We start from the raw sequence: 22,299 nt of genomic DNA, 5'->3' as shown, positions 1-22,299 counted from the left end.
GCTCCCTCAGTGCGCCAGCACTGCGTCGCGGCGCAGCTTGTCGCCCGCCGGGTTGACCGCTTCGCGCAGGAAGCCGAAACCGCCGCGTCGGTCGAGGCGGAACAGGGTGTTGGTCACGTACACGTCGTCGCGGATGCCGACCACCTCCACCACTTCGCTGACGCAGCGACGGCCGTCGGGCATGCGCGTCAACTGGATGATCACGTCGAGCGCCGCGCAGATCATCTGCCGCAGGGTACGCTCGGCGATGCTGCGGCCGGTCAGGCCGACCAGGGTTTCCAGGCGCAACAGCGCGTCCTGGGCGTTGTTGGCGTGGACGGTGCTCATCGAGCCGTCATGGCCGGTGTTCATCGCGGTGAGCACGTCGAGCACTTCGACCCCGCGAATCTCGCCGAGGATGATCCGGTCCGGGCGCATCCGCAGGGCGTTGCGGATCAGGTCGCTGGCCTTCACTTCACCGTGGCCCTCGGCGTTCGGCGGACGGGTTTCCAGGCGTACCACATGCGGATGGCCGAGTTGCAGTTCGGCGACGTCTTCGATGGTGACGAGACGCTCGTGCGGGTTGATCAACTGGCTGAGGATGTTCAGCAGGGTGGTTTTGCCGGTGCCGGTGCCGCCGCTGATGAGGACGTTGCAGCGCTTGCCGACCGCCTCTTCGATGAAGTCGAAGATTGCCTGATCGATGGTCTGCATCGCCATCAGGTCGGTGCTCTTGAGCATGTCCTTGCGGAATTTGCGGATCGACAGGCATGGGCCGTCGAGGGCAATCGGCGGGATGATCGCGTTGACCCGGCTGCCGTCGGGCAGGCGTGCGTCAACCATTGGTGACGACTCGTCGAGGCGCCGGCCGAGCGGGGCGAGGATGCGTTGCATGACCCGTTCGACGTGATGCGCGTCGATGAAACGCAGGTCGCTGAGGTGCAGCACGCCTTCGCGTTCGATGAACACCCGATGCGGGCCGTTGACCAGGATTTCGGTCACCGCGCTGTCGCGCAGCAGCACTTCCAGGGGGCCGAAACCGGTCAGCTCATCGACGATTTCTTCGGCCAGGCGTTCCATCTCGTAGCGGGAAATCGCCAGGTGCAGACGGGCGATGTATTCGGCGACCTTGTCGATCACGAATTGCGCCAGCACCTGCCGTGAACCTTCCAGCAGATTTTTCCCCGACTCCTCGATGGCGTCGATGATGTAGCGGTGCAGCACCCGTTTCAGGCCGTCGTGATCGGCGTTGCCGACGGGTGGGCGCTGCGGCCCGCCGAAGAGTTGTTCGCTGCTCATGAGCTACCTCGCAAGCGTTCGAACCAGGTGGACTTGGGTTTGGCCAGGCCTTCGGAGCGTTTGGCCAGGCGTTCGCCGAGGGTGCGCAGGCTTTGGCTGAGGCTTTCGCGCGGGGCCAGTTCGAACAGGCTCACGCCCTGGTTCTTGGCGTTCAGTCGCACCTCGGGGCTGTAGGCGAGCACGGCGATGACGTCCAGGCCGAAGGTGCGGCCGAGGGTGTCCGAATCCGGGGCGACGTTGCGCAGGTAGCGATCCACCAGCAACCGGCCGTGATCGAGCTTCATGCCTTTTTCCCGCCACAGATTGAGCACGGCGAGATTGCGTCGGCAGTCGAGGACGTTCTGGTCGGTGTACCACAGCAGCTTGTCGCAATGGCTGACGAAGGTGCGCAGCGCCTCGCTGTCGGACTGTCCGGTGAGGTTCACGACGATGTGCTGGAAGTGTTGGCGCAGGGCGCTGAGCAACATGTACAGCTCGGCGGCGCTGGTACGTTCCAGCGGCTCGTCGCCGGGGGCGTAGGCGAGGATGCGCAGACCCGCTTCGGTGCTGGTGAAGGCGCTGTCGATCAGCGTGGTGTCGAGCCGGCGCAAGTGGCGCAGGGCGTCGCCGAAATGAAACGAACTCTCTAGGCCGAGCAGCGCCAGACTGTCACCCCGGGACTGGCCGAGATCGAGCAGCAGCGTCTGCTGACCGCTTTTCTGCACCACCAGCGCCATGTGGTTGGCGAGCAGCGCGCCATCGGCGTTGGTCTGTGGGCTGTACAGCACGGTCAAGCCGCCGAGCTGGGTGCTCGGCGCCACGGCGGGCAGGCGTTTGCTCAGGCGGCGCACCAGCCCGGCGACTTCGCTGGAGCGCGAACCGTAGGCGACGAAATCCCGCGCCCCGGCGCGCATCGCGTTGAGCACAAGCTGATTGTCCATGCCGTCGCCGAGGGCCACGATCGCCAGCATCGGCTTGGCTTCCAGCACCCCTTCGATCAACGCGCTCTGGGCCACCAGATGCTCGCGATCGAGGCCGACAAACACCAGGCTGGCAAAGGTTACGTCGACCAGCGCCAGCAACTCGTCGAGGCTGCCACCCCCGGCGCTGACCACCTGGCCCAGCGGCGCGAGCGCGCCTTGCAGCCACTCAAGATCAGTGTCGTTACGGGTGATGGCGAGGAAGGTCTGGCTCAGGTTCTGGCTCATTGCGATAATCCGCTGCGTTTATCGAAGTTGCCGTTTTCCAGGAAGTACAGGCGATACCAGTTCGGATCGTAGTTGCGCAGTTTCTCGCCGGGCAGCGCCGGCAATGGCGCGTTGGCTGCCAGCGGTTGCACCAGATGCGGCGTGACGATCATCAGCAGTTCGCGTTCTTCGCGATTGAGCGAGGTGTCGCGGAAGAACGCGCCGATCACCGGGATGTCGCCCAGTCCCGGGAACTTGTTGACCTGAGAGGCGTTGTGGGTGCTGATCAGACCGCTGATGACGAAGCTCTCGCCATCGGCCAGGGAGATGCTGGTGTCGGTACGGCGGATGGTGAATGCCGGCACCGTGGTGCCGCCGATGGTCACGCCGTTGTTGTAGTCGAGTTCGCTGACTTCCGGGGCGACCTTGAGGGCGATGCGCTCGTGACTGACCACGGTCGGGGTCAGGGTCAGGCGGATGCCGAATTCCTTGTACTCGATCGAGTAGCTGTTGCTGTTGGCGCTGGGCACCGGGATCGGGATTTCGCCGCCGGCCAGGAAGCTCGCACTCTGTCCGCTCAGCGCCACCAGGCTCGGCCGCGCCAGGGTGTAGGCGAACCCGCTGCCTTCCAGCGCATTGACGATGCCGAGGAATTTACTGCTGCCGCCGCCCCAGACGATGTTGAACATGTCGTTGGCGAGCGGGATGCTCGGCACCGCGATGCGCGGGTCGGGCAGGTTGCGCAGCGGCACCACGCCGGGGGTGACGGAGGTGTTTGGCACGGTGCCCGGTGCGCCGAACAGGAAGTTGTTCGAGCCCTTGCCGTAGATCGAGGTGCTGGCTTCTTTCAGTTTGGTGCGGCTGACTTCGACGAAGCGGATGTCGGTCTGCACTTGCGACGGCAGCGTCGGGTCTTCGCCGGCGGGCAACGTTACCGCAGCCATCGCCGCGCTGGCCTTGCCCTGGACGAATACCATGCTCTGGCGTGGCGCACTGGCGCAGGCGCTCCAGATCATCAGCGTGGTCGCACCGGGACCGACGCCGGTGAGCAGCACGGCCCGGTCACCGGTCACGCGTACATCGGCGATTTTTGGATCGCCAACGGCGACCCGAGTGATCGCCACCGGCGACTGCAATGCCTGCTGCAAGCCTTCACCGACTTCCAGCACCGCCGGCAACGGCCCGAGCGCGGAGCAACTGCCGGTGCCCGTCGCCGCAACGGCGCTGCCGATCGAGGCGGCACTCAGCAGCGAAACCCGGAGCAAACCGTGGAACAGGGGCGTGAAGCGTCTGCGCATGTAAGTGCGTCCTTGCTCGGATTTCAGGGAGTGGGTTGGACGGATTCGGTGCCACGGATGACCTCCACGGCGGGTTTGCGCAGGGCCGGTTGGCTGGCGACTGCAAAGGGTTTGGGCGGCGCCACCTGCGACAGTTGGCTGAACTCGATCAGCTCGCGGTGCGGGGTGTCGAGCGCGGCGGCAATCGCATCGTCGCCGGCCCAGTACTTCGCCAGTTGCTGTTCGTCGGCACTGCGCACGGCCAGCCGCAACACCCCGGCGCTGGAGGCGAGCATCAAGCGATTGCTCAGCGCTTCGGGCACGGCCAGCACCACGCTGCGGGCGACGGCGCGCAACTGTTCCTGCTTGAGTTTTTCCTCTTCAGTGTGGGCCGGGCTGGCGGGCTGGCCGTCGTTGGTCAGGCCCATCTGGCTACCGACACTCAGCACGCGCACCGCCGGCACCACCAATTGTGCGGAGGGCTGCGGGTTGCTCTCGTCCTTGCGCAGAAACAACAGCACATCCACGTAGTCACCGGGCGCCAGTTGCCCTCCGGCGTTGACCACCTCGTCCACCGACACCGCCAGCGCCCGTTCACCGGGGCGAATCATCCGCGCCAGCGGACTGCCCGGCGCGAAGCTTTCTTCATTCAACCAACTGCCGGCGGTCAGGGCTCGCCAGGGGGTACGGCCGATCACTTGATCGACACCGCCGAAGCTGCCGACGGGTGCGGTCCGCAGTTTCTCCACGGCCACATCGGCGGCAGTGATTTTCACGAATGGGGCAATGTCGCGCAGCAGTACCACCACCGGTTTGCGCGTCGGATCGTCTGCCGGTGAAGGGGCGACAGACGTCGGCGTCACGTCGACGGGAGCAGCGGCAACGGGTTCGGCGGCCGGTGCCTGGCGGCTCAATGTGAGGCCCCAGTAACCGGCGAGAATGGCACCCAGCAATAACAAGCCGGCCAGGCCCAGAGTGACGCGACTGTTCATGACGGCTCTCCCTTTCCCGCTGCGCTTTTATGTCTCTTGCAATGACCCGTGAATCCCGACGAGACAACTTCGCAATCAGGCAGCTATGAACAAGTAACTATTTCGCTATTTGACGGTAGCGCAGGGTGAACAAAACGCCATTACCGAGGCGGAAATATCGAGCAAAAGTAGGGGGCTAAAGCGCCAAACATGGTTTTTTGCAGTTATTTGGCGAACTACTACTTTTGGGTTAATTCGTTCTTACAGTTGTAGGGCCGGGGAATGCCGACAATGCTGATGCTGGCACAGGGGAATCATGTTGCGAACGCGCAACGCCCGTGCCTTTCAAGGAGAAGTCGTCATGTCCTTTGCAAAAAAAGCGCTGCTGAAAATCCAATCCGAAATTGCGTTTTATAAGGGGCTGGCCAAGGACACCGAAGGTGCCTCGGGTATCGAATACGCGATTGTCGCCGCCATGGTGGCGTTGGTGATTGCAGGACTTAGTGCCGGTATCGGAACGGATATCACCAACTTGTTCACTCGTATCTCTACCGCACTTCAATAACCGATGGGCCAGCGCCGGCAACTTGCGAATGCGCCCAAGGGGTTCTAACGTCAGGGCTCGGTCCATTGCAGGTATTGCCCATGAACTCCACCGCCAACTCCCGCCAACAATTGCTTCTGGTCGATGACGAGGAGGACGCGTTGCTGGAGTTGGCGGAGTTGCTGGAGGGGGAGGGGTTTGTCTGTCATACCGCGACGTCGGTGAAGCTGGCGTTGCACCATTTGACCCGGCATCCGGATATTGCGCTGGTGATTACTGATCTGCGGATGCCGGAGGAAAGTGGCATGTCGTTGATCCGGCGCTTGCGTGAGCATACTTCGCGGGAGCATTTGCCGGTGATTGTGACGTCGGGGCATGCGGATATGGAGGATGTGAGTGATATGTTGCGGTTGCAGGTTTTGGATCTGTTTCGCAAGCCTATCTATCATGTTCGTCTGCTCGAGACGCTCGATAATCTGTTTCCCCGGCTTCGGTGACTTGGCGGCCTCTGGGCCGACCAGGCTTTGGGTGTTTGGTGTACATATCCGTTGCTGCGGTAACGGCTTCCTATGGTTTCGCCCTGACGGCGAGTCACTTTGGCAAACGCCCCAAAGTAACCAAAAGTCTGTGCCCCGGCGTACGGCCCCTCGCTTAGGCTCGGGGTTCCTTCGCTCCGGGATTCATCCGGGGGGCATCGCCTACGGTTTGCTTCGCTGCACCTCCTCTCGATGTGTTTGGCTTCGCCAAACGGTCGCTGCGCTCCCACCCCCGGATAAATCCCTCCACTCAGCCTGCCGAAGGGGCCGGTACGGCAAGATCAAAAGCGCAGGCGAGCTGACACTCGGCCTATGGGTGGGCGCGTGATCTGCTTTCGCTTTTGTGCTTTTGTGGGAGTGGGCTTGCCCACGAAGGCGGCCTTCGAGCCGACCTGGTTTTGGCGGGTGTACATTTTTTTTCTGCCACCTCGATCAGTTCCCTCTCCCTCCGGGCGGTCCGACGTTTCGGGAGGGCTAGGGTGAGGGCTGCGATTCTGGATCTGTTTAAAGAACTGTCTGAATCCACAGATCCTTCCCACAAGGTTTTCAGGTTGTCCGTCGGAAGCTCGCTCTCTAGTCTTTTGGCTGTCGCTGAACACTCAGCGATCGGGTGTGAGAACCCGGCTACTTATGGTCATACAGAGTCTGTCCCCGCATAATCGCCGCCAGCAAATCCGCTGTCTGTAAATGCGTAATGGCGGCTGTGTGCGGGCAGGCTTTGGTCTGGCCGGGTGTCCATAACCGGTTTCTCACCCCGTACATAGCTGCCACCTTTTTGCCGTGTGAGAACGGCAAACATGGCACTCCAAGACATGTGAGGATTGTTTTAATGGACAAACTAATTCCCGACCCACCCCTCGAAGAATCAACCCCCCTCGCCGACGCCATGCGCGAAGAGGAGTTCGCCCGTAACCGCGAAGCCATCAAACGTGCCCTCGATTTTTACCTCGTCCCGGATTCCCGCAAGCCCGGTAAGCCGAGTCTGATGTTCATGGTTTGTCCCAACATCGATACCGAAAGTCTGCTGGCCCATGCTTGTGAATCCCTGGCGTCGGCCAATGTCATGTCGAGCAACTTTGCCAATGAGCTGGGCGGTGAGCAGCGCAGTACGGCGCTGGCGATTCAGCAGATTGTGATGCTGGCGCAGTTGGCGGTGAACCGGGCGCTGGATCGGGTTGATCCGCGAACCTGATTCTCCGGGAGACGGGGCATTGTCCTTCGCGAGCAACCCCCTGTGGGAGCGGGCTGCCCGCGAAGGCGGCGTCTCAGCCAATCCGTTTCCAACAAACAGCTCTCTACAACTGATAACTGAAACTGATGCTGTACCGCGCCCGTCGGTTGAACGTATCCAGTGCTTCATCCGACATCGGCTTCGCCGCTTCCAGGGCGATGTTGTAGTACTTGGCGTCGCCGAAGCGCAGGCCGATGGCGGCCGAGGACAGGTCGTTGTCCTGGACGGCCAGTCGGTTGAACCAGGATTTCGAGCGGTCGAGCACGAAGTACGGTTGCAGGATGCGCACCCAGTTGCCGTCGCGGTTGAAGCTGTAGTTGATCTCGTAGGCCACGCCCCAGCCCTTGTCGCCGGAGGCCTGGTCGTCGGGGTAGCCGCGACCGAAGTTCTGCCCGCCGAAGACGGCGCGTTCGCTGTCGGGCAGGGTGTCGGCGCTCCAGTACAGCGCGGCGGAGATCACGCCTTGCCAGTTGTCGAAGAACTTGTCGCTCTGCACCCCCGACAGTCGCAGCCGGAAGAAGTCCAGGTCGATGGCGCTGTTGTTGGTGTGTGCGCCCATGCTGTCGAAGCCCTGGTAAACACCGCCGCTGAGGATGCGCAGTTGGCGGGCGTCGGCCACGCGCCAGTCGCTTTCGAAGGCGAGGGCGCGGATGTCGGTGCGTACTTCGGCGCTCAGCGGATAGCCGATCACTTTGTAGCGGGTCTTGTCGTTGACCGCGTACAGGCGTGAGCCGGCGGTCAGCAGTTCGTTGGGGGCGGCGATCAGGGGCAGGCTGAAGCCGAGTGAGTAGCGGTCGTTCTCGCGGTGGGGCTTGAGTTGCAGGCCGTTGTCGAGCAGCAGGTTGGTGCCGGGGTCGGCGCGGTAGCGCGAGGCGGAGAGGGCCAGTTGGGTGCCTTCGTCGTCGATGAACTGGTTGTAGTCCAGGCGATAGTAATGTTCGTGATCGTCCCCCGGCGGGAACAGGCCGCTGAGCGACAGTTGCTCGCCCATCGAGGTCTGCGAGTTGCTGGTGATGCCGAACAGGGCCTGGGTGCCGTTGCGGTTGTCTTCGGTCATGTTGAGGCTGGTGGTGACCGGTTTGCGGCTGGCCTGGGCGATCAGCGACGTGGCGCCGTCGGTGGTGCCGGGCGGTGGCACCTGGGCCTGGATCGTCACGCCGGGGATGCGGCTCATGAGCGTGGTGTAGCGCTCGAAGGTCTTGCGCGTCAGCGGGCGTTCGGCCTGGAGTTTCGCCACCAGTTTGTCGAGCAGGCCCTTGACCCGGCCGATGTCGCCCTGCAACTGGTAATCCTTGACGTAGCCTTCCACCAGCACCACCCGCGCCACGCCGTCGTCGAAGGTTTGCTGCGGCAGGAAGGCGTAGGACAAAAGATAGCCGTCCTGCTGGTAACGGCGGGTGATGGTGCGGGTAGCTTCGATCAGGTCGGCGAGGCTGCTCTGTTTGCCGATCAGGGGTTTGTAGACCTCGGCCAGTTCGTTGAGCGGATAGATCGTACCGCCCTCGATCTGCACCGTTCTGAGGTTTATCCGGGTGCCCATCATCAACGGTTCCGCCGCTGCGGCGCCGGGTTCCGGTACTTGCAGGGGCGTGGCGCCCGGACGGTAGGCATCGGCCGGGAGGTTGGGCACCGGCAGGTTGCGGATCGTTTCGTTGCTGTTGAGAAAGCTGGGCAGCGTGTCGGCGAGGGCAGCAGAACTGAGACTGAGGAACAGCAGGGATGCCATTACGCGCATAGGACACTCCATGTTCAAACCGCAGCACCTGGCGGGTTTTCTTCCAAGAAAAAGGCGGAAGATTCGGGGGAATCTTCCGCCTCCAACCAAGCGTAGGCGCTGTAGGTAAGGCCGTCGAATCGGCCAGGTGCAATTCAGCGTTTGTTGCCGCCCAGGGTGCCGGTCAGGCCGCCGAGCACACCGCCCAGACCACCGCCGGTTGTGCCGCTGGCGCCGGTGTTGAGCACTCCGCCGACGGTGCTGGTGACGGTGTTGACGGTGTTGCTGACCACCGTGGTGACCGGACTGACCACCGGAATAGTGGCGCCTGTGCCGGTGCCTCCATTGAGCGCCCCGCCGACAGCGGCGACGGTCGTGCCGACAGTCCCGACGGTGCCACCCACGGCGTTGACGATCGGGTTGCTGGTGCTGCCCGCGAGGGTGCCTCCCAGGTTGCTGACGGCCCCGCCCACTTGTGCGGTGAGGGTCGAGACCGGACTGCCGAGGCCGGTGCTGGCGCCGACGTTCTGGGTCAGGTTGGTGACGGCGGTGGTGACTGGCGCCAGGCCCGCGCCAATGCTGTTGGTGGCGGTCGCCAGTGGTGTGGTTGGCGGTGTGATGGTGGTGCCCGGGCCACCCAGCGCGGTGTTGAGCGAGGCCACGGTGCCGCCGGTCGAGGCGAGGACGTTGCCGGCCGGTGTCAGGGCGCCATTGCCGGTGCTCAGACCGCTGCCGACGTTGGCCACTGCGCCGCCAACGGTTTGCAGCAGACCGGTGCCGCCGAGGCCGCCAGTGTCGCCTCCGGTGCCGTTGGACGTCAGCCCGCCAGACTTGGCGACGGTGGTGCCGACGTTGTTCAGGGCGCCGCCGACGCTGTTGGTCAGTACGTTGCCATTGCCGGCTCCGGCGACCTTGTCGCCCAGGCCATCGACAGTGCCGCCGACTTTCTGGATCATGCCATTGAGCGGACTGCCCAGGCCGGTGGTGCTGCCGATCTTGTCGGTGGTGCTTTCAACCATGGCGATCACCGGCACCAGTTTCTGGCTGACCTGCGTGGTGAGGCCGCCGAGAGGACCTGTGGTCGTGGCGGTGCTGAGGGTGTCGCCGAGCATGGTGACTCGCTCGCCAACGCCGCCGAGTACCGGCGCCACCCGGGTGACCACGCCACCGACGACCGGAATACTGCCGGTGGCGGTGGCCAGTTTGCCGCTGACATCGGTGACTCCGTCGCCAACATCCTGCACCACGCCACCGACCGACGAGGCGGTCACGCCCACACCGTTGGGCGTGCTGGCCAGTTTGCCGATGCCGTTGGACACGCCGTCGCCCAGCGTGGTGACGACATTGCCTGCGGTTCTGGCTGCGCTCTGCACCACACCGCCGACCAAGGGAGCACCGCTGAGTGCATCCCCGACCTGACCGACGCTATCGCCAACGCCGCTGACGGTGTTGCCGACATCCTGAACCAGTGTGGTGGTGACCAGCGCAGGCGTGGTCGGGTTAGTCGGGTTGGTTGGATCGGTAGGGTTGGTTGGGTTGGTCGGGTCGGTGCCGCCAGTACCGCCGGTGCCTCCTGTTCCGCCCGTGCCACCAGTCCCGCCGGTGCCTCCCGTGCCCGCTGTGCCGCCGGTGCCGCCAGTACCTCCTGTGCCCGTACCGCCCGTACCGCCGGTTCCACCCGTGCCCGTCGTACCATCGGTTCCGCCAGTGCCACCAGTGCCACCAGTGCCACCCGTACCGCCTGTACCCGCCGAATCACCGCTGCCACCCGTGCCGCCACTGCCTGCTGCCGCGCTGTCCGGCGATGAACTGCCGGAGCTGCTGTGATGACCGCCACCGCCGCTGCTGCAACCGGTGAGGCCGAGGGAGAGGATCAATGCCAAAGCTGTTGCCGATTTGTACCAGACTTGAGTTTTCATGATTGAGAGTCCTTGCACCTGTCACAACGTTCGTTGCCTTCGATGGCTCGCCGATTCTGTTGCCGGCAATGCCTTCGTCCGTTGTGCCCATCTCAATCCCGGGGTTGGATCCACGCCATTCTCAAGTTGGTATTAACGCCTTTATATACAGCGCCGAGGGTACTTCCCAAGGACTAATCCACAAGATATAGGCGGGCAAAAAAAAGCCTTGAGAATCAAGGCCGGAAGATTTTCGTCAGCGCGCACAAGCGCCGGAAACACTTAAGTTATATACACACAATTGACATGCTCTCCGGCGCTCGGGCCCCTTTGTCACGAAGATACTCAGGCAATCGGCTGCCAGTTGCCGACCATGTGTTCCAGATCCCCGGCTCCGATCAGCCGCAGTTCGCCACTGGAACCGGCCGCGCTCGCCAGCAGGGTCACTTCGCTGGGCAGGCGAACCGGTTTACGGAAATGCACGGCAATTTCCAGATTGGCCCTGGGCAAGTGATCGGCCAGCGCCGCCAGGGTACGGGCCTTGTTCCACAGGCCATGGGCGATTGCAGTGGGGAAGCCGAACAGCCGGGCGCTGACGGCGCTCAGGTGGATCGGGTTGTAGTCCCCGGACACCCTGGCGTAGTGGCGACCGATGTCCGCCGGTGCCGGCCATTGCGCCACTTGCACCAGGGGCAGCGTCGGCTCCCAGGTGCGCTCGATGGCTTCCCCCTCCAGTTTCACGCCGCGACACAGCATCTGGCTTTCCGCTTCCCACAGCGGCCCGAGTTGATCGTCGAGGGTGGTGAGCAGATCGAACGTCGCGCCTTTCGGGTGTGCTTGCAGGTTATGCACGCGGACGCTGATCTGCGCCCGGCTGATCCCGCCCATCGGGCGCAGCACGCGAATCCGGTTGCTCAGGTGAATCAGCCCCAGCAGCGGGAACGGAAAGTCTTTGGCGGTGAGCAATTGCATTTGCAGGGCGAACGCGAGGATGTGTGGATAAGTCGGCGGCAGCAGACCGTCATCGACAAAGCCGCAGACCTTGCGATAGGCCGCCAGGCGTTTGCCATCGACGTCGACCCAACAGCGCAAACCGCTGTCGGGCAGGTGGGTGCCGGTGATTTTGCGGCGCGTCGCCGCCCGCGCGTAGAGGCCTGGCAGGCTCGGTTCGCGCGGCAGGTCTTGCCATTCGATGCTCATGCCTAAGCCCCCAGAACACTTTGTCCACAGACCCGCAACGCCTGTCCGGTGAATGCGCCCGTACCCGGTTGCGCCAGCCATGCCACGGCTTCGGCGACGTCCTGGGGCAAACCGCCCTGGCCCAGCGAACTCATGCGCCGCCCGGCCTCGCGCAGGCCGAACGGGATGTGCGCGGTCATCTGGGTTTCGATGAAACCGGGCGCCACGGCGTTGATGCTGATGCCACGTTCGAGCAGGCTCGGTGCCCAGGCCTGGGCCAGGCCGATCAGCCCGGCCTTGCTCGCCGCGTAGTTGGTCTGCCCACGGTTGCCGGCGATGCCGCTGATTGAGGCCAGCAGCACCACCCGTGCGTTGTCGCGCAGGGTGCCGTTGTCGAGCAGGGCCTTGGTCAGCACTTGCGGCGCATTGAGGTTGACCGCCAGCACCGCATCCCAGAATTCCGGGGTCATGTTGGCAAGGGTCTTGTCGCGGGTGATGCCGGCGTTGTGGACGAGGATATCGAGGCCGTCCGGCAGTTGTTCGGTCAACTGCGCGGCGGCGTCTTCGGCGCAGATGTCGAGGGTAATGGCGCGTCCGCCGAGACGCGCGGCCAGGGCTTCAAGATCGTTTTTGGCCGGTGGCACGTCAAGCAGGATCACTTCGGCGCCATCGCGCGCCAGGGTTTCGGCGATCGACGCACCAATACCCCGTGCCGCTCCGGTGACCAGTGCCTTGCGTCCGGCCAGTGGTCGCGTCCAGTCGCTGACCTGGGTCGTGCAGGCGTTCAGGCGAATCACCTGGCCGGAGACGAAAGCGCTTTTCGGCGACAGGAAAAACCGCAGCGGCCCTTCGAGTTGTTCCTCGGCGCCGTCACCGACATAGATCAGTTGCAGCGTGCCGCCGCTGCGCAGTTCTTTGGCCAGCGAGCGGGAGAAACCTTCGAGTGCCCGTTGCGCACTGGCGGCAAACGGCTCGCGCAGGGTTTCCGGCGCGCGACCGAGGATCACCAGATGCGCGCTGGCAGCGAGGTTTTTCATCAGTGGTTGAAAGAATTCGCGCAGTTGCTTGAGCTGGTCGGTGTGCTGCAAGTCGCTGGCGTCGAACACCACGGCCTTGAGTTTCGGGCCATGGCCGGGGATCCATTGGGTGGCCCCCGTGGGTTGCTCGCCGTAACGGTAGATCGCGTCGGTCAGGCGATTGGCGAAAGCGCTGACGTGCTCGGCCAGCGGCCCGCCACCGATCAGCAGCGGCCCGTCCACCGGCCGCAGGCGCCCGGCCTGCCAGCGTTCCAGGCGCACCGGCGACGGCAGGCCCAAGGCCCCGACCAGGCGGTGGCCGATGGACGAGTTGGCGAAGTCGATATAGCGGTCAGACATGGAACGCTCTCCAGAAGATGGGGTTCAAAGTGTGGACTGCATCGGGCAATCAATCGTTCGATCCACGCAATAAGGCCTACGCTAGAACAGCAGAGTAGTTTGCCCCCGGTGGTTTTGTGGGCGGATTGGATTTCAAGAAGTGACTGGCCCGGCGAGAGCGGGCCAGCGGTGAATTCGATATTTTTTGAAAAGGAGCTTTTCATGACCCAGCTGCGCCGCGTCGCGATCATCGGTGGCAACCGCATCCCTTTTGCCCGCTCCAACGGCCCCTACGCCACCGCGAGCAATCAGGCGATGCTCACCGCCGCCCTGGAAGGATTGATCGAACGCTACAACCTGCACGGTCAGCGCATCGGCGAGGTGGTGGCGGGGGCGGTGCTGAAGCTGTCTCGGGATATGAACCTGACCCGCGAATGCGTGCTCGGCTCGCGCCTTTCACCCACCACGCCCGCCTATGACATCCAGCAAGCCTGCGGCACCGGTCTGGAAGCAGCGTTGCTGGTGGCAAACAAAATCGCCCTCGGCCAGATCGATTGCGCGATTGCCGGCGGGGTCGACACCACGTCCGACGCGCCGATCAGCGTCAGTGAAGGCCTGCGCAAAATCCTCCTGCAAGCCAACCGCGCCAAGACCACCGGCGACAAACTCAAGACATTTCTGCAGCTGCGGCCCAGGCACCTGATCCCGGAGTTTCCGCGCAACGGCGAGCCGCGCACCGGGCTGTCGATGGGGCAGCATTGCGAGCTGATGGCGCAGACCTGGAATATCCCTCGCGAGGCGCAGGATCAATTGGCGCTGGAAAGCCACCAGAAACTGGCCGCGTCCTACAGCGAGGGCTGGCACAACGATCTGATGACACCGTTCTCCGGTCTGACCCGCGACAACAATCTGCGCCCGGACGTGACCCTGGAAAAACTCGCGAGCCTCAAACCGGCCTTCGAAAAAAGCGCCAGGGGCACGCTGACCGCCGGCAACTCCACACCGCTCACCGACGGTGCATCGGTGGTGCTGCTGGGCAGCGAGGAATGGGCGAAGGAGCGGGGGCTGCCGATTCTCGCGTACCTGCGCGATGGAGAAGCGGCGGCGGTGGATTTCGTCAACGGCGCCGAAGGCTTGCTGATGGCGCCGGTGTACGCGGTGCCACGCTTGCTGGCGCGCAACGGCCTGACCTTGCAGGACTTCGATTACTACGAAATTCACGAGGCATTCGCGGCGCAGGTGTTGTGCACATTGAAGGCCTGGGAGGATGCGGAATATTGCCGAACCCGGCTGGGACTTGAGGCGCCGTTGGGTTCGATTGATCGCAGTCGTCTGAACGTGAAAGGCAGCTCGCTGGCGGCGGGACATCCGTTTGCGGCAACGGGCGGGCGGATCGTTGCCAACCTGGCGAAGTTGCTGGATGCGGCGGGGCAGGGGCGGGGGTTGATTTCGATTTGTGCGGCGGGCGGGCAGGGGGTGACGGCTATCGTTGAGCGCTGAAAGCCCCCTCACCCTGACCCTCTCACGGAGCGAGAGGGTCAGGGGGGCGTTCCGATGAGGGGCTTTTCAGCCCCTTGATCTCAAGTCTTGAACCGACGCACCAACCCGTCCAGTTCATTCGACAACCCGGCCAGGCTCTGCGAGTCCAGCCGCGCCGAGTTCGCCAGTTCCGCCACCAACTGCGCATCGCCATGGATCTGGCTGATGTGCCGGTTGATGTCCTCAGCCACCTGATGTTGTTCTTCGGCGGCCGTGGCGATCTGGGTGTTCATGTCGCGGATCACGTCCACCGATTCGCGGATCTGCCCGAAACTTTCCCGCGCCTCACCAATGCGTGCCACCGACTGTTGCGAGACATCGAGACTGGCGCGCATCTGCTGCGTCACCGCGCTGGTGCGCTTGGCGAGGTTGCCCAGCAGCCCGTCGATTTCCGCCGTCGAATCCGCCGTGCGTTTGGCCAGTGCGCGAACCTCGTCCGCCACCACCGCAAAACCGCGCCCCTGCTCGCCGGCCCGCGCCGCTTCAATCGCGGCGTTGAGCGCCAGCAGGTTGGTCTGTTCGGCGATGGAGCGAATGGTGCCGAGAATCGACTGGATGTCGTTGCTGTCGCGTTCCAGTTGCTGCATCGACTGCGCCGACTGCTCCAGTTCCTGGCTCAGTTGATCGACGCTGTTCACCGCCGCATCGATCTGCTGCTGGCCCTGGCGTGCCTGGCGCTGGCCGCTGTCGGCCGACTCGGCGGCCTGGCTGCACGAACGCGCGACTTCGTTGGCGGTGGCGACCATTTCGTGGAACGCGGTCGATACCATGTCCACCGCTTCACGCTGGCGCCCGGCGGCTTCGGCCATGTCGCCGGAGACGCGGGTCGAACTCTGCGACGTGGCGAGGATTTTCCCCGCTGCGCCACCGATGTGCTGGATCAGGCTGCGGATCGCGGTGAGGAACTGGTTGAACCAGTTGGCCAGTTGCGCGGTTTCGTCGCTGCCCCGGATGTCGAGGTTCTTGGTCAGGTCACCTTCGCCCTGGGCGATGCCTTCCAGACCGCTGGCGACGCTGCGGATCGGTCGCACGATGAGACTGGCGAAGCTGGCGCCGACCACCGCGAACAACACCGCCAGCACTGCGGCGATGATCGCGATCAGCCAGGTCAGTTGGGTGGCCGAGCTCATCACTTCGTTTTGCTTGATCAGGCCGATGAAGGTCCAGCCCAGTTGCTCCGACGGCCAGACGTTGGCCATGTAGCGCTCGCCGTTGAGTTCGACTTCGACCAGACCCTTGCCGGCTTTCGCCAGTTGCGCGTAGCCGTCACCGAGGCTGTCGAGACGTTTGAAGTTGTGTTCCGGCTGCTTTGGATCGACCAGCACCGTGCCGGTGTTTTCCAGCAGCATCAGGTAACCGGTGTCGCCGAGTTTGATCTGCTTGACGATCTCGGTGAGTTGCTTGAGCGAGACGTCGATGTTGATCACACCGCCCTGGGCGCCCAACTGGTTGGCGACGGCTCGCACGGTGCTGACCAGCACGGCGTCATCGCCGGCCCAGTAATAGGCCTCGGTGCGCAGGGTCTTGCCCGGATTGGCCATGGCCGTCTTGTACCAGGGGCGGGAGCGCGGATCGTAGTTGGACATCTTCGGATCGCCCGGCCAGAAGGCATAGCCACCGCTGCTCAAGCCGTAGGACACGTAGGAGTAGGCCGGGTGCGACTTCGCCAGGCCTTCGAACAGGGCGAACAGTTGCTTGTCGAGTTCGCCATCGGAGGTGTCGGACGCGTTCGCGCTCATGCGACTTCTGACGGTGCCGTCGGCGCTTTTCACCAGCGGTTGCGCCGCCAGGTAATCGACGTTCTGGCTGATGCCGTCAAAAAACAGCTGCATGGCATTGCTGACCTGGCGGATCTCGCGTCCGCTGCCGTCGACAAAATCATCCCGGGCATCGCTGCGCAGGTTCAGTACCACCAGTGTGGCGACCAGCACCACCGGCAAGCAGGCGATGATTGCAAACGCCCAGGTCAACTTCTGTTTGATGTTCATCCGCGCTCCAGATTTTCTTGTAGACCCACGAAGTGCAGATGACCCGCGGTTTATTGGCAGCCGAAAACGTTATGCGTCCCCCGAATCCTTGAGAGCGGCAATTTTTTGAACGATTGTCGGACAAATCCCTCTGTCACTGAGGAAATCGGCTGCCCTTGAGGGAAATTGAGGCCTGCCGCGAAAAATCTTGCGGGCGAGGAAAACCGGGATGTCAGATTCTGTCGCAAATGCCCTCAAGTCCTGTGGCCAACAACTTGTGCAGGCTCGGCTATGATTCGCAGCGGTCGAAATGAGGACGGATTGTGCCGACGGATCCGGCATGGTGTGTGCATTCACAGGTTCACAGGTCGGCAACCCCTCCCCGTGGTGCGAGGATTGCCGTATAACGACTGTCATTCGCGTGTTTGGTAATAAAGGACCCACAATAAAAGCTGATGAAGACTCCAAAACGCATTGAACCCCTGATCGAGGACGGTCTGGTCGACGAAGTGCTGCGCCCACTGATGAGTGGCAAAGAAGCAGCTGTTTATGTGGTGCGCTGCGGTAATCAGTTACGTTGCGCGAAAGTCTACAAGGAGGCGAACAAACGCAGTTTCCGCCAGGCGGCCGAGTATCAGGAAGGTCGCAAGGTTCGCAACAGCCGGCAGGCCCGGGCGATGGCCAAGGGCTCCAAGTTCGGTCGCAAAGAGGCCGAGGACGCCTGGCAGAACGCTGAAGTCGCGGCGCTGTTCCGATTGGCCAACGCCGGTGTGCGAGTGCCCAAGCCGTACGACTTCCTTGAAGGTGTATTGCTGATGGAAATGGTGGCCGACGAATACGGCGATGCTGCGCCGCGTCTGAACGACGTGGTGCTGGAGCCGGATCAGGCCCGCGAGTACCACGCTTTCCTGATTACGCAGATCGTGCTGATGCTGTGTACCGGTCTGGTGCATGGCGACCTGTCGGAGTTCAACGTGCTGTTGACCCCGAACGGACCGGTCATCATCGACCTGCCGCAAGCGGTGGACGCGGCGGGCAACAACCACGCGTTCAGCATGCTTGAACGTGACGTCGGCAACATGGCGTCGTACTTCGGCCGGTTTGCCCCGGAGTTGAAGAAGACCCGCTACGCGAAGGAAATGTGGGCGTTGTACGAAGCCGGCACCTTGCACCCCGGCAGTGTGCTCACCGGTGAATTCGACGATCCCGAGGAGCTGGCGGATGTCGGCGGCGTGCTGCGGGAAATCGAAGCGGCGCGGCTGGACGAAGAGCGCAAGCAAGCGATCCGCGCGGCGGACGACGAGCCGAAGGGCAAGTCCGACGAACCGCCTCCGCCACCGTGGATGCAGTGATTGCCTGAATGGAAACCCGGTCTTGGCCGGATTTCTTCTGGGCGTCTGTTCTGTTGCGGTGCGCCAGTGCAATCGCTGCCCTCACCCCAGCCCTCTCCCGGTGGGAGAGGGAGCCGACCGGGGGGGCTGCCGTTATCCGTTGACCCGAATGACCGAGTCGATTGTGGATTCGGTGAAGAACGCTCAGGTCGGCGTATCTCTGCCATATCCCCCGATCAGTCCCCTCTCCCCCTGGGTGAGGGGATATCCACCGCCCCACCCACACTCAAGGATTGAATGTGACCACCCCGCGCAATGCCCACCTGATTATCACCGCGCGTCTGATCTCCGACTTTGGCGCATTCCTCAACATGGTCGCGCTGGCGACATACGTTTATCTGCTGAGCAACAGCGCCATGAGCGTCGGGATCTTTCTCGCCAGCCGCGTCGGTGGCGGGATCTTCGCCAGTCTGATCGGCACCGCGTTCTATCGGCGATTCAGCGGACGCCTGCCATTGATCGCGTTCGATCTGCTGCGTGCTGCCGTACTCGGGCTGTTGCTGATCGTTCCGGTCAGTCAGCAAGCGTTGCTGTTGCCGCTGATTGCCTTTGGCCTGGGATTCGGCAACTCGATGTTTGCCATTGGCCTCAACAGTCAGTTGCCGCACCTGATCGAACCTTCGCAACTGCTCAAGACCAACGCCTGGATCACCTCGGCTTCGTCCATCGCGATGGTCAGCGGTAGCCTGGTGTCCGGGTTGCTGGTGGCCGGATTCGGCTTCGAAACGGTGTTCGCACTGAACGCCGTAACGTACTTGCTGGCGGCGCTGTTGATCGTGCCGCTGCGATTCACGGCGCCGGAGTCTGCCACCGAATCAGAAGCCGGGCGCGGCGAATGGTCAGCGCTGTTGCAGGGCCTGCGCCGCGCGCCGGTGGTCGCGGCGATGCTGGCGGTCACCATGGCCGATACCCTCGGCAGCGCCGCGCACAACGTCGGCTTCCCGATCATTTCCAGACTGCTCACGCCGGACTCGGCCAGTACCACCCTGGGGCTGATGCTGGCGGTGTGGGCATGCGGCAAACTGCTGGGCGCGCGGATCGCCAGCCGACTCAAAGGCTCGGAAAACATCAATCTGGAGCGGCGATACTTCGGTGGGGTGTTGCTGATGTCCTGCGGTTTCATCCTGATGTTCCAGCAGCACAGCCTTTACGGCTTGCTGCTGTTTTCTCTGCCGGCCGGGCTGGGCGACGGTTTCTCGGAGGTCAGCCTGATGTCCCGGCTGCAACGCGAACCCGATCATCTGCGCCTGCCGATCTTCAGTTTCCTGACCCTGTTGCAGATGACCGGATTCGGCATCGGCATGCTCATCGCCGCGCCGTTTTACGGCTGGTGGACGCCGGGGGCCGTGGTGCTGCTGTTCCACGGCATTCCCCTCGGCACGTTGCTGACGGTGAAAGGGCTGGCGCTCAGGCGCGGGCGGGTTGCGCGCAGCAGCCCGACGCCAGTTCCTTGAGGATCGGGCAGTCCGGGCGATGGTCGCCGTTGCAGTGCTCGACCAGATCCTGCAGGGTGTCGCGCAGCTCGCCGAGTTCGCGGATCTTCTGGTTCAACTCGTCGATGTGCTGACGGGCCAGGGCCTTCACATCGGCGCTGGCCCGCTGGCGATCCTGCCAGAGGGTCAGCAGCTTGCCGACTTCTTCCAATGAAAAACCGAGGTCGCGCGAGCGCTTGATGAACGCCAGGGTATGCAGGTCGTCGTCACCGTAGACCCGATAGCCGCTGTCGGTGCGGTGCGCCGCCTTGAGCAGGCCAATGGACTCGTAATAGCGAATCATCTTCGCACTCAGGCCACTGTGGCGGGCCGCTTGGCCGATGTTCATCGGTTGTCCTCCAGATCCTCGGGTTTCCAGGTTTTCAACAGTAGTGCATTGCTCACCACGCTGACGCTCGACAGCGCCATTGCCGCCCCCGCCAGCACCGGGTTGAGAAAACCGAACGCCGCCAGCGGAATGCCGACCAGGTTGTAGACGAAGGCCCAGAACAGGTTCTGACGGATCTTCGCGTAGGTCTTGCGACTGATCTCCAGCGCCGCCGGCACCAGGCGCGGATCGCCGCGCATCAGGGTGATGCCGGCCGCGTGCATGGCAACATCGGTGCCGCCGCCCATGGCGATGCCGATGTCCGCCGCCGCCAGCGCCGGGGCGTCGTTGATGCCGTCGCCGACCATCGCCACGACTGCGGTTTTTTTCAACTCGGCAACGGTCGCGGCCTTATCCGCCGGCAGTACTTCGGCGTGGACACTGGCGATGCCCAGTGCTTCGGCGACCACTCTGGCGCTGCCACGGTTGTCACCGGTCAGCAGATGGCTGTGGATATCTCGCGTTGCCAGTTGTTGCACGGCATGCAGGGCGCCGGGCTTCAAGGTGTCACCGAAGGCGAACAGGCCGAGGACGCGCGGCTCGGGGCTTTGTTCGAGCAGCCATGACAATGTCCGGCCTTCGGCTTCCCAGGCGTTGGCGGATTCGGCCAGGGCGCCGGCATTCAGGCCGCTTTCTTCCAGCAGTCGACGGTTGCCCAGCGCCAGGCGCCGACCGCCGAGATGACCGGCGATGCCGCGACCGGTCAGGGACTGGCTGTCGCTGACGTCGGGCACGTTCAGATCGCGTTCGGCGCAGGCGTCCAGCACCGCTTTGGCGAGGGGATGTTCGCTGCCCCGTTGCAACGCGCCGGCCAGTGTCAGCAGGGTATTTTCATCGCCGTCGAGCGCAGTGAAATGCGCGATGCGCGGAGTGCCGGACGTCAGCGTACCGGTCTTGTCGAACACCACGGCGCTGACTTCGTGGGCGCGCTCCAAGGCTTCGGCATCCTTGATCAGAATCCCGTGACGCGCCGCCACGCCGGTGCCGGCCATGATCGCCGTAGGTGTCGCCAGACCGAGAGCACACGGGCAGGCGATCACTAATACTGCGACCGCATTGATCAGCGCGGTTTCCAGCGGCGCACCGTACAGCCACCAGCCGATCAGCGTCGCCAGGGCCAGCAGCAGCACGGTCGGCACGAACACCTGGCTGACTTTATCCACAAGCTTTTGAATCGGCGCTTTCGCCGCCTGGGCGTCCTCGACCAAACGGATGATCCGCGCCAGTACGCTTTCCGCGCCGAGGGCCGTGGTGCGCACCAGCAAGCGACCTTCGCCGTTGATCGCACCGCCGGTGACGTTGTCTCCCGGTTGCTTGGGCACCGGCAGGCTCTCGCCGCTGATGAGTGCTTCGTCGGCGTGGCTCTGGCCTTCCAGCACTTCGCCGTCCACCGGGAAACGTTCGCCGGGTTTGACCAGCACCACGTCATTGAGGCGCAGGGCGCTGATGGCGACATCCTGTTCGCGGCCATCGATGACTTGCAGCGCTCGCTCCGGGCGCAGGGCTTCCAGTGCCCGGATGGCGCTGGCGGTCTGACGCTTGGCGCGGCTCTCCAGGTATTTGCCGAGCAGCACCAGGGCGATGACCACCGCCGACGCTTCGAAATACAAGTGCGGCATACCGTCGGTCGAGGTCGCCCATTCGTAGAGACTCAGGCCGTAACCGGCGCTGGTGCCGAGGGCGACCAGCAGGTCCATGTTGCCCGCCCCGGCGCGCACAGCCTTCCACGCCGCCACGTAAAACCGTGCGCCGAAGATGAATTGCACCGGCGTGGCGAGGACGAATTGCACCCAGGCCGGGAGCATCCAGTGAATGCCGAACGGTTGCAGCACCATCGGCAGCACCAGCGGCAAGGCGAGGGCGATGGCGCAGATCAGCGCCCAGCGTTCATGGTGAAGGCGTTGTTCGCGGTTGTCGGTTTGGGGTTGTTCGGGTTCAAACACGCTGGCCGAATAACCGGCCTTGCCGACGACGCTGATCAGGCTCTGTGGATCGACCGCGCCGAGCAGTTCGAGGTGCGCGCGTTCATTGGCGAGGTTGACGCTGACGCTTTTCACCCCCGGCACTTTATTCAGCGCCCGTTCGACGCGACCGACGCAGGACGCGCAGGTCATGCCGTCGATATTCAGTTCCAGGGTCTGCTGCGGCACGCTGTAACCGGCACGCTGCACCGCCTCCATCAACGCCGGCAGGCTGTCGCCGGGCGCCTGCACGCGGGCCTGTTCGGTGGCGAGGTTGACACTCACGGCACTGGCGCCGCTGACCTTGCTCAACGCCCGCTCGACACGCCCGGCGCAACTGGCGCAGGTCATGCCGGCAATCGGCAGATCGAAGGTGGTGGAATCGGACATCGGTCGTACTCCCTGTAGTGGATGTCTACAAGGATCAACCTT

The 22,299-nt window shown here is 63.5% G+C and carries 17 protein-coding genes; 6 read left to right on the top strand and 11 right to left on the bottom strand.

The features are described from left to right. Positions 1-6 precede the first annotated feature (6 nt). From N8H74_RS06890 to cpaB, 4 genes are read right to left on the bottom strand one after another with little or no spacing between them, the layout of a single operon-like run. Positions 7-1,278 carry a CpaF family protein gene (locus N8H74_RS06890; protein WP_217834534.1) on the bottom strand — a complete coding sequence of 424 codons (1,272 nt, stop codon included), beginning with the start codon at positions 1,276-1,278 and terminating at the stop codon, positions 7-9. Continuing rightward, positions 1,275-2,465 carry a pilus assembly protein gene (locus N8H74_RS06885; protein WP_262146737.1) on the bottom strand — a complete coding sequence of 397 codons (1,191 nt, stop codon included), beginning with the start codon at positions 2,463-2,465 and terminating at the stop codon, positions 1,275-1,277. Before N8H74_RS06885 ends, N8H74_RS06890 begins: the two co-directional genes overlap by 4 nt. Continuing rightward, positions 2,462-3,742 carry a type II and III secretion system protein family protein gene (locus N8H74_RS06880; RefSeq protein WP_262146736.1) on the bottom strand — a complete coding sequence of 427 codons (1,281 nt, stop codon included), beginning with the start codon at positions 3,740-3,742 and terminating at the stop codon, positions 2,462-2,464. Before N8H74_RS06880 ends, N8H74_RS06885 begins: the two co-directional genes overlap by 4 nt. Positions 3,743-3,765: 23 nt before the next feature. Next, positions 3,766-4,713: a Flp pilus assembly protein CpaB gene (gene cpaB, locus N8H74_RS06875; protein WP_262146735.1), complete on the bottom strand. Its 948-nt coding sequence runs from the start codon at positions 4,711-4,713 to the stop codon at positions 3,766-3,768. 340 nt (positions 4,714-5,053) lie between these two features. Between cpaB and N8H74_RS06870 the strand changes: the two genes are divergently transcribed. From N8H74_RS06870 to N8H74_RS06860, 3 genes are all read left to right on the top strand, one after another. After that, on the top strand, positions 5,054-5,257 hold the full coding sequence (locus N8H74_RS06870; protein ID WP_217834530.1) for a Flp family type IVb pilin: 204 nt from the start codon (positions 5,054-5,056) through the stop codon (positions 5,255-5,257). 80 nt (positions 5,258-5,337) lie between these two features. Continuing rightward, positions 5,338-5,733, top strand: a complete 396-nt coding sequence (locus N8H74_RS06865; RefSeq protein WP_217834529.1) for a response regulator — start codon at positions 5,338-5,340, stop codon at positions 5,731-5,733. Between the two features lie 868 nt (positions 5,734-6,601). Further along, positions 6,602-6,964, top strand: a complete 363-nt coding sequence (locus N8H74_RS06860) for a DUF6124 family protein (protein WP_262146734.1) — start codon at positions 6,602-6,604, stop codon at positions 6,962-6,964. 103 nt (positions 6,965-7,067) lie between these two features. Here N8H74_RS06860 and N8H74_RS06855 read toward each other — a convergent pair whose 3' ends face one another. From N8H74_RS06855 to N8H74_RS06840, 4 genes are all read right to left on the bottom strand, one after another. Continuing rightward, positions 7,068-8,738: a POTRA domain-containing protein gene (locus tag N8H74_RS06855; protein WP_262146733.1), complete on the bottom strand. Its 1,671-nt coding sequence runs from the start codon at positions 8,736-8,738 to the stop codon at positions 7,068-7,070. A 134-nt stretch (positions 8,739-8,872) separates the two neighbouring features. Then, complete coding sequence (locus N8H74_RS06850) at positions 8,873-10,636, bottom strand: collagen-like triple helix repeat-containing protein (RefSeq protein WP_262146732.1); 1,764 nt, start codon at positions 10,634-10,636, stop codon at positions 8,873-8,875. Between the two features lie 324 nt (positions 10,637-10,960). Then, positions 10,961-11,815, bottom strand: coding sequence for a MaoC/PaaZ C-terminal domain-containing protein (locus tag N8H74_RS06845; protein WP_262146731.1), 855 nt, complete (start codon positions 11,813-11,815; stop codon positions 10,961-10,963). Positions 11,816-11,817: 2 nt separating this feature from the next. Further along, positions 11,818-13,170, bottom strand: a complete 1,353-nt coding sequence (locus N8H74_RS06840) for a 3-oxoacyl-ACP reductase (protein WP_262146730.1) — start codon at positions 13,168-13,170, stop codon at positions 11,818-11,820. Between the two features lie 201 nt (positions 13,171-13,371). On the opposite strand from N8H74_RS06840, the gene N8H74_RS06835 reads away from it, so the two are divergent. Continuing rightward, positions 13,372-14,649, top strand: coding sequence for an acetyl-CoA C-acetyltransferase (locus N8H74_RS06835; protein WP_217834523.1), 1,278 nt, complete (start codon positions 13,372-13,374; stop codon positions 14,647-14,649). Positions 14,650-14,729: 80 nt separating this feature from the next. Here N8H74_RS06835 and N8H74_RS06830 read toward each other — a convergent pair whose 3' ends face one another. Then, the gene (locus N8H74_RS06830; RefSeq protein WP_217834522.1) at positions 14,730-16,676 is read right to left on the bottom strand and encodes a methyl-accepting chemotaxis protein; all 1,947 of its coding nucleotides are present in this window, start codon (positions 16,674-16,676) and stop codon (positions 14,730-14,732) included. A 434-nt stretch (positions 16,677-17,110) separates the two neighbouring features. Between N8H74_RS06830 and N8H74_RS06825 the strand changes: the two genes are divergently transcribed. Together N8H74_RS06825 and N8H74_RS06820 are read left to right on the top strand one after the other, a co-directional pair. Further along, positions 17,111-18,007, top strand: coding sequence for a PA4780 family RIO1-like protein kinase (locus tag N8H74_RS06825; RefSeq protein WP_262146729.1), 897 nt, complete (start codon positions 17,111-17,113; stop codon positions 18,005-18,007). A 278-nt stretch (positions 18,008-18,285) separates the two neighbouring features. Then, on the top strand, positions 18,286-19,500 hold the full coding sequence (locus N8H74_RS06820) for an MFS transporter (RefSeq protein WP_262146728.1): 1,215 nt from the start codon (positions 18,286-18,288) through the stop codon (positions 19,498-19,500). On the opposite strand, the gene cueR is transcribed toward N8H74_RS06820, so the two are convergent. Both cueR and N8H74_RS06810 read right to left on the bottom strand, forming a co-directional pair. Then, positions 19,454-19,867 (bottom strand): Cu(I)-responsive transcriptional regulator, encoded by a 414-nt coding sequence (cueR, locus tag N8H74_RS06815; protein WP_025111722.1) that lies wholly within the window; start codon positions 19,865-19,867, stop codon positions 19,454-19,456. The two genes, N8H74_RS06820 and cueR, sit on opposite strands and share 47 nt — an antisense overlap. After that, a complete protein-coding gene (locus N8H74_RS06810) occupies positions 19,864-22,257 on the bottom strand; it encodes a heavy metal translocating P-type ATPase (RefSeq protein WP_262146727.1) in 2,394 nt (797 codons plus the stop codon). The genes cueR and N8H74_RS06810 overlap by 4 nt, the downstream gene beginning before the upstream one ends. Positions 22,258-22,299 lie beyond the last annotated feature (42 nt).

It is taken from the genome of Pseudomonas sp. B2M1-30, assembly GCF_025447575.1.
GTDB classification, from domain to species: Bacteria; Pseudomonadota; Gammaproteobacteria; order Pseudomonadales; family Pseudomonadaceae; genus Aquipseudomonas; species Aquipseudomonas botevensis.
The sequence above is the reverse complement of the archived record's forward strand: the minus strand, read 5'-3'. Positions and strand labels throughout refer to the sequence as shown.

Bases quoted from the DNA above. Each gene is read 5' to 3' on its own strand.
- N8H74_RS06870 (WP_217834530.1), top strand. From the start codon at position 5,054: ATGTCCTTTGCAAAAAAAGCGCTGCTGAAAATCCAATCCGAAATTGCG.
- N8H74_RS06865 (WP_217834529.1), top strand. From the start codon at position 5,338: ATGAACTCCACCGCCAACTCCCGCCAACAATTGCTTCTGGTCGATGAC.
- N8H74_RS06830 (WP_217834522.1), bottom strand. From the start codon at position 16,676: ATGAACATCAAACAGAAGTTGACCTGGGCGTTTGCAATCATCGCCTGC.
- N8H74_RS06880 (WP_262146736.1), bottom strand. From the start codon at position 3,742: ATGCGCAGACGCTTCACGCCCCTGTTCCACGGTTTGCTCCGGGTTTCG.
- N8H74_RS06835 (WP_217834523.1), top strand. From the start codon at position 13,372: ATGACCCAGCTGCGCCGCGTCGCGATCATCGGTGGCAACCGCATCCCT.
- N8H74_RS06845 (WP_262146731.1), bottom strand. From the start codon at position 11,815: ATGAGCATCGAATGGCAAGACCTGCCGCGCGAACCGAGCCTGCCAGGC.
- N8H74_RS06885 (WP_262146737.1), bottom strand. From the start codon at position 2,465: ATGAGCCAGAACCTGAGCCAGACCTTCCTCGCCATCACCCGTAACGAC.
- cueR (WP_025111722.1), bottom strand. From the start codon at position 19,867: ATGAACATCGGCCAAGCGGCCCGCCACAGTGGCCTGAGTGCGAAGATG.
- N8H74_RS06890 (WP_217834534.1), bottom strand. From the start codon at position 1,278: ATGAGCAGCGAACAACTCTTCGGCGGGCCGCAGCGCCCACCCGTCGGC.
- N8H74_RS06840 (WP_262146730.1), bottom strand. From the start codon at position 13,170: ATGTCTGACCGCTATATCGACTTCGCCAACTCGTCCATCGGCCACCGC.
- N8H74_RS06860 (WP_262146734.1), top strand. From the start codon at position 6,602: ATGGACAAACTAATTCCCGACCCACCCCTCGAAGAATCAACCCCCCTC.
- N8H74_RS06855 (WP_262146733.1), bottom strand. From the start codon at position 8,738: ATGCGCGTAATGGCATCCCTGCTGTTCCTCAGTCTCAGTTCTGCTGCC.
- N8H74_RS06810 (WP_262146727.1), bottom strand. From the start codon at position 22,257: ATGTCCGATTCCACCACCTTCGATCTGCCGATTGCCGGCATGACCTGC.
- cpaB (WP_262146735.1), bottom strand. From the start codon at position 4,713: ATGAACAGTCGCGTCACTCTGGGCCTGGCCGGCTTGTTATTGCTGGGT.
- N8H74_RS06850 (WP_262146732.1), bottom strand. From the start codon at position 10,636: ATGAAAACTCAAGTCTGGTACAAATCGGCAACAGCTTTGGCATTGATC.
- N8H74_RS06825 (WP_262146729.1), top strand. From the start codon at position 17,111: ATGAAGACTCCAAAACGCATTGAACCCCTGATCGAGGACGGTCTGGTC.